General features: G+C 68.7%; 1 protein-coding gene. It reads right to left on the reverse strand.

Annotation, left to right across the window (positions count from 1 at the left end; all coding sequences use genetic code 11):
• A partial coding sequence (locus D472_RS0124395; RefSeq protein WP_017607038.1) for an acyl-CoA dehydrogenase family protein occupies window positions 1-515 on the reverse strand: 515 nt, incomplete at both ends.

Below are 515 nucleotides of genomic sequence, written 5' to 3' on the forward strand. Positions count from 1 at the left end.
CGGATGGGCAGGCCGGTGATGGTGCGGCCGATGATGAGCTTTTGGATCTCGCTGGCGCCCTCGAAGATGGTGAAGATGGTGGCGTCGCGGTGCCAGCGTTCCACGGGGTATTCGCGGGTGTAGCCGTTGCCGCCCAGGATGCGCAGTGCGTTCTGGGTGACGAAGGTGGCGGTCTCGGAGGCGTAGAGCTTGCTCATGGAGCCCTCGGCGTTGTCGAAGTCCTTGCCGTTGCGGGCCATCCAGGCGGCGCGCCAGACCAGCAGGCGGGCGGCGTCGATCCTGGTGGCCATCTCGGCGAGCAGGAAGGCCACGCCCTGGTTGTCGCCGATGGGCCTGCCGAACTGCTCACGCTGGGTGGAGTAGTCGCGAGCGTACTCATAGGCGGCGCGGGCGGCGCCCACGGCCATCGCGCCCACGGTGGGGCGGGTGGTCTCGAAGGTCTTCATGGCGGCCTGGCCCTTGGAACGCTTGCCCTCCTTGGCGCGGGCGAGGCGTTCGTCGAGCCTGTCCTTGCC

It is taken from the genome of Nocardiopsis alkaliphila YIM 80379, assembly GCF_000341005.1.
Taxonomy (GTDB): domain Bacteria; phylum Actinomycetota; class Actinomycetes; order Streptosporangiales; family Streptosporangiaceae; genus Nocardiopsis; species Nocardiopsis alkaliphila.